Here is a 9012-nt window from a genome sequence, read left to right on the forward strand (position 1 = left end):
TCGGTTTGATGCGGGCTCAGCGGGGCACGACCCCGCTCAAGATGGGGAGCCCGCAGCAGCAGGCGATGCTCGCCGTTCTCCTGCTCCGGCCGGGGTACTCGGCGAGCGCCACCGATCTGATCGCCGCACTGTGGGGCGAGGACCCGCCGAGCGCGGCGATGACCACGGTGCGTACCTACGCGTGGCGCTGGCGCAAGATGCTGGACGCCGGGGGACGGAACGACGCAGGCGGCGGTGCCGGGTCCGACCGGCCCGGGTCGAGTGTGCTGGTGTCGATGGGGGACGGCTACCGGTTGGACCTTCCGAAGCTCGCCGTGGACGCGGCGGAGGTGGAGTCGCTGGCCGCCGAAGCGGAGCGCACCGCCCGCACCGAACCGAGGCGCGCCCGCGACCTGCTCAACCAAGCCTTGGAGCTCTGGCAGGGCGAGCCGCTGGCCGGCATCCCCGGACCTTTCGCGGAGCGGCACCGGCAGCGGTTGGAAGAGCTGCGGCTGACGCTGCTGGAGGAACGGATCGGGCTGGACCTGGCGCTCGGCCGTTTCTCGCGTTGCATCCCCGAGCTGACCGCGCTCACCACCGAACACCCCCTGCACGAGCGGGCGTACGGGCTGCTGATGCGGGCGCTGTACCAGGCCGGGCGGCAGGCGGACGCGCTGGCGGTCTACCGCGGGGCGCGGCAGTTGTTCCTCGCTGAGCTGGGCGTCGCGCCGGGGGCGGACCTGGAGCAGTTGCACCGCAGGATCCTGGAGGGAGATCCGGCGCTGGCCGCTCCGGAACCGAGCCCGGTGGCGGCGACGGGTACGGGAGCTTCGGAAGAAGCGGCGGGCGAGACGCCGGCGTCCCGTGGTGCACCCGAGGTCGACGGTCCCGCGAACGGGGACGGTTCCCGGGCAGCCGAACCGGACGGACGGGAGGAGGGGGAGGGACGGCAGCCCGCCAGCCGGCCGGCCGCTGCACCTCCACGCCCGGCCCAGCTGCCCCCGGACGCCGCCGACTTCACCGGGCGGACGGCGCCGGTCCGGGTGCTGGACGAGGCGCTCGGCACGCCCTCGGCGCAGGCACTGGTGATCGCCACCGTGGTCGGCATGGGTGGAGTCGGCAAGACGGCGTTGGCGCTGCACGTGGCACACCGCGTCCGGGAGACCTACCCGGACGGCCAGTTGTACGCGGACCTGCGCGGCTCCGATCCCGTGCCGGCCGATCCGGAAGCGGTGCTGAGCGGGTTCCTGGTGGCGCTCGGGGTGCCCGGTGACGCGGTGCCGGACGGGCTGGACGCGCGCTCGGCGCTGTTCCGGTCCGTGGTGGACGGTCGGCGGCTGCTGCTGGTGCTCGACAACGCCAAGGACGCGGCGCAGATCCGGCCGCTGCTCCCGGGGGCCGTCGGCTGTGCCGTCCTCACCACGGGGCGCACCCGGCCGGCCGGGCTGCCGGCCACCGTCCAGGTCGACCTGGACGTGTTCCAGCCCGCCGAGGCTCTGGACCTCCTCGCCCGCACCATCGGCACCGAGCGGCTGGCCGCCGAACGGGACGCGGCGCTGGACCTGTTGGTGGCCTGCGGGTACCTGCCGCTGGCCGTCCGGATCGTGGCCGCCCGGCTCGCGGCGCGGCCGGGCTGGACCGTGGCGACGCTCAGCCGGCGGCTCCAGGTGGAGCGGCGGCGGATCGACGAGCTCCGCATCGGCGACCTCGCGGTGGCGGCGGCCTTCGAAATGAGCTACCGCCAGTTGACCGCCGACCAGGCCCGGGCGTTCCGCCTGGTCGCCTCGGTGGACGGTCCGGACATCGGGCTGCCGGCCGCCGCGGCGCTGCTCGACCTCGACGAGTACGACGCCGAGGACCTGTTGGAAGCGCTGGTGGACGTGGCGATGGTGGAGTCACCGTTCCCCGGGAGGTACCGGTACCACGACCTGCTGCGTACCTTCGCCCGGCAGCGTCCCGTGGAAGGCGAGGACTCCTCGTCGGCGTCGGGCCGTACGACGGGGCGCGAGGAGGTGTTGGCGGCCCGGGACCGGTTGCTGGACCACCTCCTGGCCACGGCCTGCACCGCCTTCCAGTACGCGGTACCGGGCGATCCGGCGGCGGGCGCGCTGGGTCCGGCCCGGTCCCCGGGGGTACCGCTGGCGGGCTGGGACGCGGCCCGGGAGTGGACGGCCGCGGAGCGGGCGGGCGCGGTGGCACTGGCCGCCCAGGTCGCCGCGGACGCGGGGGGCGGTGCCCGGCTGCCGCTCGGCGCGCAGGGCACGGCGCTCCGGGCCGCGATCGACCTGTTGATCGCGCTCACCCCGTTCGTGCTGACCCCGCCGAGCCGTCAACTCGCCGTCACCGCGGACACACTGGCCGAGGCCGCGGTGCAGCAGGGGGACGTCAGGGCCGCCGGGCGCGCGCACTTCCTCCGAGGGAACGTCGCCCTGGCAGCGACCCGACTGGATACGGCCGAAGCAGCCGCCCGCCAGGCGGTGGACGCGGCACGGACGGCCGCCGACACGGTGATCCTCCGCCAGGCGCTCAACGACCTCGGGTTGATCTGCCAGTTCCTCAGCCGCTTCGACGAGGCCGTGGACCACTACGACGAGGCACTGATGCTGGCCAACGAACTGGGTCACCGGTCTGGCGCGTTGGTGACCACCGTGAACGCGGCACTTGCACGTGTCCGCAGCGGCCGGGCGGACGAGGCGGTGGAGATCTGTCACGAGGTGATGGCCGAACTGCGGACCCGGCAGGACGACCCCGGGCGTGCGTACACCCTGTACGTACTGGGTCTGGCGCTGCACGGGCTCGGGCGGCACGAGGAGGCGGTGACCTGGTTCCGGGAGTGCCTGGCGGTGGCCACGGGGGCTGGTCTGCGGGACCGGGCCGCGCATGCGCGCTACCGTCTGGCGGACAGTCTGCGGTCGCTCGGCCGGGCGGACGAGGCGCTCGACCACGCCGGGAAGGCGCTGGTGCTCTGCGAGGAGCTGGGGGCGGAACGGGACCAGGCGCAGGCACTGGTGGTGCTGGGCCGCTCGCTGGCGGATCTCGGGCGCGGCGCCGAGGCGGGCACACGCTTGCGGCAGGCGTACGAGATCTTCTGCCGCCTGAGCCTGCCGGAGGCCGCCGAGGTGGCCGGGTTGCTGGAGGAACCGGCGTTGGCGTTGGTCGATCCGTGAGGGAGTCGGCGGCGGGGGGCGTCATCGAGGAAACGGTTCCCGAACCTTGCAGAGAAACGGTTCTCCTTGGCGCAGACCGGTGCGGACTCAGGAGCCGGAACTGTTCCAGTCCGTGTCGTCGGTCGGGGACGGGCTCGGGGCGGGCACGGTGACCTGGCTGGAGCCGACGCCGCCGTTCTGCTCGGCACCGATGCTGCCGTCGGCCAACGCCGTACCGGTCGCGCCGAGGGCGATCACCGCGCCGAGTCCGAGGCCCGCGACGGCCAGGCGGATCCGAGTGGCACCGAGGGTGTTCGAACGCTTCGCCATGACTACTCCCTGGGTCTTCTTCCCTGGCGGGAAGGGCTCTTCGGGGGACTTTCCGTGTCCTCCGGGCTGACGGGACGAGCATGGCAAGGCTCGTTCAACAGCCGATCGACGCACGAGCACCGTGCGTCGATCACCGTTGTTGACCACGCGCCGATCCGGTGCGGGTCAGACGGCCTCGCGGATCTCCAGGGTGCAGCACTTCACGCTGCCGCCGCCCTTGAGCAGCTCGGAGAGGTCCATCCCGATCGGCCGGAAGCCGCGCTCGCGCACGACGGCCGCCACCCCGGTCGCCGCCTCCGGCAGCACCACGTTCCGGCCGTCGCTCATCAGGTTGAGCCCGAACACCTCCGCGTCCGCCTCGTCCACCAGCGCCGCGTCCGGGAAGAGTCGCCGCAGCACGGCCAGGCTGGCCTCGGAGAACGCACCCGGGTAGTACACGATCTCGTCGGCGTCGAGCACGCCGAGGGCGGTGTCGAGGTGGTAGAAGCGCGGATCGACGAGGTCCAGGCCGACCACCGGGCGGCCGAGGAACTCCTGCGCCTCCGCGTGTCCGGCATCCACGCTGCGGAATCCCCGCCCGGCGAGCAGGTAGCTTCCCGTCAACAGCAGGTCGCCCTCGCCCTCGTTCACGTGGACCGGATCGTGGGTGGCGAAGCCGTTGGCCCGGAACCACTCCAGGTAGGCGGGGCCCTCCGCGGCGCGCTCCGCATCGCGGAACCGGGCGCCGAGCACCTTGCCGTCGACGACGGTGGCACCGTTCGCCGCGTAGACCATGTCGGGCAGCCCGGGCAGCGGGTCGATCAGGTCGACGCGGTGGCCGAGTTCGACGTACAGGTCGTGGAGCCGCTCCCACTGTGTGACGGCGAGTTCGGTGTCGACGGGCTTGGCCGGGTCCATCCAGGGGTTGATCGCGTAACTGACCTCGAAGTGGGTCGGACGGCACATCAGGAGGCGGCGCTGGCGGGCGGTGCGGGGCATGTCAGGCTCCGGGACGGTGAGGGGGAGAGGAGAACCGGATCGGCGAGGAGGGAGGCTCAGGACTCCGCGGGGCGCTCGGGGAAGCTCCGTAGGCCGCGGAGCGGGCTCGCCAGCAGGACCACGCCGGCCGAGAGCAGCACGCTCGCCATGATCCAGATGGTGGTTCGGGCGCCGAGCACTTCGCCCAGCCAGCCACCCAGCAGAGCACCCAACGGGATGGCGCTGAAGTTGACGGTCGAGGCGCTGGCCCGGATCCGGCCGATCATCGCGGGCGGGCAGTACGCCTGGTAGAAGCTGCCGGCGATCACGTTCCCGGCGATCACGCCGCAGACCGCGACCGACCAGGCCACCGCGCTCGCCGCCAACGGCAGCCGCTCCCCCGCCAGCGGCAGCAGGAGGATGAACGGCGCGCCCACCAACTCGCACAACAACAACCCGCGCGCCGTCCCGAACCGGCGGGCGACCCGCCCGGCGAGCGCCGCCCCGGCCAGGCCGCCGACCGACACCACCGCGAACACCGCTCCGACGCCACCGGGCGCCACACCCAGGTTCCTGACCAGGAAGACGGTCTGCACCGCCTGGATGCCGTTGAGGCCGAGGTTGCCGACGGCCGCGAAGCTCGCCAGCGTGCGCAGGTACGGGTCGCGTACCAGGAACCGGACGCCCTCGCGGATCTCACGCAGGATCCCGCGCCGCTCGGAGACCGGCGGCGGCTTCTCCTGGGCCCTGATGGTGCCCACGCAGAACGCCGACACCAGGTACGTGAGCGCGTCGGCGAGCAGGCCGCTGGCCGCACCGAACGCCTGGGAGAGCAGACCGGCCAGACCGGGGCCGGCGATTTCCGCCGCGGCGTCCCCGGAGCGCAGCTTGACGTTGGCCTCCAACAGGTCCGGCTTGGCCACCAGCGAGGGCAGCACTGCGCTGTACGCCGTGGAGAGGAACACCTTGACCGCTCCGGCCAGGAGCGCCACCACCACCAGCTGGGCCATGGTCAGCAGGCCGAGCCAGCCGGCCACCGGCACACTGCCGAACAGCGCCAGCAGGAGGACGTCGCAGACCAGCATCACCTTCAGCCGCGGCCAGCGGTCCACCCAGGCGCCGGCCAACAGACCGAGGAACAGCCACGGCACCCAGGCGGAGGCGGTCAGCAGGCCGACCATGAACGGCGATGCCTCCAGGGTGACGACGGCCACCAGGGCGAGCGCGACGTTGCCGACGGCGGTGCCGAGGCCGCTGGTCGTCTCACCGATCCAGAGCTTGCGGAAGTTCCCCTGCGCCCAGAGGCCCCAGCGGCTCCTGTGGGTCCCGTCCGCCGCCGGAGGCGACGAGGGTTCCGGGGACGGCGGCTTGACGGAGGCTGTGGTCATGGCGGGTCACTCTCCAAGCTTCTCGGCCAGCACGGCGGCGATCCGTGCGACGGGCTCCGGCTGCGTCATGGCGCCGTGCGTACAGGTGATGCGGTACTCCTCGATGCGGCCGTCGACGTACGGGCGCCAAGCCGCCCCGTACGGCCAGTCGACGGGCTTGTCGAGGGTCGCGCCGAAGAAGACGGCGTCGCCCCGGTAACGGTCCGGTACGTGCTCGGCCATCAGCTTGCGGTGCTGCTCGAAGAGGTCGGGCAGGACCGCGGCGGCCTCGCCGAGGAGTGCCGTGAGGTCGGCCTGGCCGCGCCCGTCGGCCGGGTCGTAGCCGAGCGAGGCGAGCAGTTCCGGAAGGGTCTCGACCGGGTCGCCGGGGGACGTCGCGCCACCGGCCCCGTACCGGGCGGGATCGGCGGGGAGGCCGTCGAGGAAGGCGAGCAGGGCGACCTCGTGGCCCGCCGCCTGGAGGGCTACGGCCATCGCCTGGGCGACGACCCCGCCGAAGGACCAGCCGAGCAGGTGGTACGGCCCCTCCGGCTGGACGGCACGGATCTGCCGCACGTAGTCCTCGGCGATCTCGGTGACGGAGGACGGGGAGCCACCGCGCAGACCACGCGCCTGGAGGCCGTGGACCGGGCGGTCCGGGTCGAGGTGGCGCAGCAGCCCGGAGTAGACCCAGCTGATCCCCGCGGCGGGATGGACGCAGAACAGCGGCGCCTTGGCGCCGTCGGCGCGCAGCGGGAGGAGGACGTCGAGGGCGGCGTGGTCGTCTGCGGCCGCCGCGCCGGCGCGGTCGACGTGGCGCACCAGGGCGGCCACCGTGGGGGCTTCGAAGAGCGCCCGGATACCGAGGTCGACGCCGAGTGCGGTGCGGATCCGACCGAGCAGCTTCATGGCGAGGAGGGAGTGACCTCCGAGGTCGAAGAAGCCGTCGTCGACGGAGACGGGGCCCGGGAGGTCGAGGACCTCGGCGAAGAGGTCGCAGAGCAGTTCCTCGTGCGGTGTCCCGGGTGCGCGGCCGGTGGGCGAGGAGAGGAAGTCCGGCGCGGGCAGCGCACTCCGGTCGACCTTGCCGCTGGCCGTCAGGGGCAGCGCGTCGAGCGGGACGACGGCGGCCGGGAGCATGTATCCGGGCAGCGACTCGGCGGCGAAGGCGCGCAGTTCGGCCGGGTCGAGCGAGCCCTCGGGCACGACGTGGGCGACCAGCCGGGGGCCGGCGGTGCCGTCCTCGTGTGCCGTCACGGTGGCGGCGAGGACCCGGGGGTGGCGGGTCAGGGCGTGCTCGATCTCGCCGAGTTCGATCCGGAAGCCGCGGATCTTGACCTGGTGGTCGGTGCGGCCCAGGTAGTCGATCCGGCCGTCCGTGCGGCGCCGGGCGAGGTCACCGGTGCGGTACATCCTCTCCCCCGGTGCGAACGGGTCGGCGACAAAACGCTCCGCGGTCAGCGCCGGGCGACCCAGGTAGCCGCGGGCCAGGCCGGCGCCCGCCACGTACAACTCACCGGGCACACCGGGCGGGACCGGGTTCAGGTGCTCGTCCAAGACATAGGCACGGGTACCGAGGACGGTACGGCCGAGAGCCGGGCGCTCCGAGCCGCCAAAGGACTGGATGAGGGTGTCGACGGTGCACTCGGTTGGCCCGTAGAGGTTGTGGCCGGTGGTCGCGGGAGCCTCCCGCAGCCGCGCCCACAGGGACTGACCGACCGCCTCCCCACCGAGCAGCACCACACGCGGCGCGGGAGCCTCCAACAGACCCTCGTCGACCAGCTGTTCGGCATAGGAGGGAGTGACCTCCAGGACGTCGATCGACTCCGTGCGGACGTGTCGTACGAGCGCGGCGGCGTCACGGCGTAGGTCGTCACCGATCAGGTGCAGCTCGTGGCCGGCCATCAGCCAGAGCAACCCGTCCCAGGAGGCGTCGAAGCAGAACGACGCGGTCAGCGCGACGCGACGGCGGCCGTGGTGGCGCTCGGTCTCGCCGATCGGGCCGTCCGCGGAGCGGTGCGAAGCGAGCAGTGCGGCGATCGCACCGTGGCTCACGACCACGCCCTTGGGGCGGCCGGTGGATCCGGAGGTGTAGATCACGTAGGCGGCGTCGGATGCGACGGCGCGGGGCGGCGGATTGTCGGCAGCGACGTGGGAGTCCGGCGAGACGGCGCTGTTCACCCCGGCGGAACGGGTCAGGTCGTCGCGGCGGACGGTGTCCGTCCGGGTGGGACGATCGGTCGCGTCCACCGGGACCGCCGTCAGGACGGGCAGGCCGGCGAGCACCTCGGGCAACGGCCAGCCGTCACAGCTCACGGCCAGCACGGGCGCGGCGTCGGCCAGCATGGCGGCGGTCCGGTCGGCCGGGTAGTCGGCGTCCAGCGGGAGCGAGACGGCGCCGGCCTTCAGGACGGCGAGCAGGGCGATCACGGTCTCCGCGGAGCGCGGTAGGGCCAGCGCGACCACCGACTCCGGACCGGCTCCCGCCTCCGTCAGACGGTGGGCGAGGCGATTGGCTCGGGCGTTCAACTCGGCCCAGCTGAGCCGGGTGTTCCCGGCGACCAGGGCGGTCTCGTCCGGGGTGTCGGCCGCCTGGGCCTCGAAGGCGGCGGGCAGCAACGGCACGTCCACCGGCAACGCGTCGCCACGTCCGGCGAGTTCCGCGCGCTCAACGACCGAGAGCAGATCGACCCGGCCGATCCGCTGCTCGGGACGGGCCGCCACCGCCGTCAGCAGCCGGCCCAGCCGAACGGCGATGGACTCGACGGTCTCGCGGTCGAACAGGTCGGTGGCGAAGTCGATCGCGCACTCGAGCCCGGCGGGCTCACCGTCGGCGTCGAAGGACTCGCCGATGGCGACCGAGAGGTCGAACTTCGCTGCGTACCCGCCGACCGGTTCGACGGTGACCGAGAGGTCTGCCAGGTCGAGCGAACCCTCGCCGGGGACGCCGTGGTCACCGGCCCGGCCTGCGCCCCGGGCCCCGCCCTGGAGCAGCAGCATGACCTGGAAGAGAGGGTGGCGGGCCAGCGAGCGGGCCGGGTTGAGCTCCTCGACCAGCCGCTCGAACGGCACGTCCTGGTGTCCGTGGGCGTCGAGTTGGGTCTCCCGGACGCGGCTCAGGAGTTCGGCGAAGGTTGGATCGCCGGAGGTGTCGGTGCGCAGTACCAGGGTGTTGACGAAGAAGCCCACCAGGTCGTCCAGCGCCTCGTCCGAACGGCCGGCGACCACCGAGC

5 protein-coding genes are annotated in these 9012 nt (G+C 73.2%); 1 reads left to right on the forward strand and 4 read right to left on the reverse strand.

Annotation, left to right across the window (positions count from 1 at the left end):
• Positions 1-8: 8 nt before the first annotated feature.
• The gene (locus tag ACFXOM_RS26200) at positions 9-3146 is read left to right on the forward strand and encodes a BTAD domain-containing putative transcriptional regulator (RefSeq protein ID WP_385039555.1); all 3138 of its coding nucleotides are present in this window, start codon (positions 9-11) and stop codon (positions 3144-3146) included.
• Positions 3147-3233: 87 nt separating this feature from the next.
• Here the strand turns inward: ACFXOM_RS26200 and ACFXOM_RS26205 are convergent, their stop codons facing one another.
• From ACFXOM_RS26205 to ACFXOM_RS26220, 4 genes are all read right to left on the reverse strand, one after another.
• Positions 3234-3455 (reverse strand): hypothetical protein, encoded by a 222-nt coding sequence (locus ACFXOM_RS26205; RefSeq protein ID WP_384941419.1) that lies wholly within the window; start codon positions 3453-3455, stop codon positions 3234-3236.
• A gap of 165 nt (positions 3456-3620) precedes the next feature.
• The gene (gene ddaH, locus ACFXOM_RS26210) at positions 3621-4433 is read right to left on the reverse strand and encodes a dimethylargininase (protein ID WP_384941421.1); all 813 of its coding nucleotides are present in this window, start codon (positions 4431-4433) and stop codon (positions 3621-3623) included.
• Between the two features lie 56 nt (positions 4434-4489).
• Positions 4490-5800: an MFS transporter gene (locus ACFXOM_RS26215; RefSeq protein ID WP_384941423.1), complete on the reverse strand. Its 1311-nt coding sequence runs from the start codon at positions 5798-5800 to the stop codon at positions 4490-4492.
• A gap of 6 nt (positions 5801-5806) precedes the next feature.
• Positions 5807-9012: amino acid adenylation domain-containing protein (locus ACFXOM_RS26220; RefSeq protein WP_384941425.1), on the reverse strand; the 3206-nt coding region annotated here is incomplete at its 5' end.

It is taken from the genome of Streptomyces sp. NPDC059169, assembly GCF_042755225.1.
Lineage (GTDB): Bacteria > Actinomycetota > Actinomycetes > Streptomycetales > Streptomycetaceae > Streptomyces.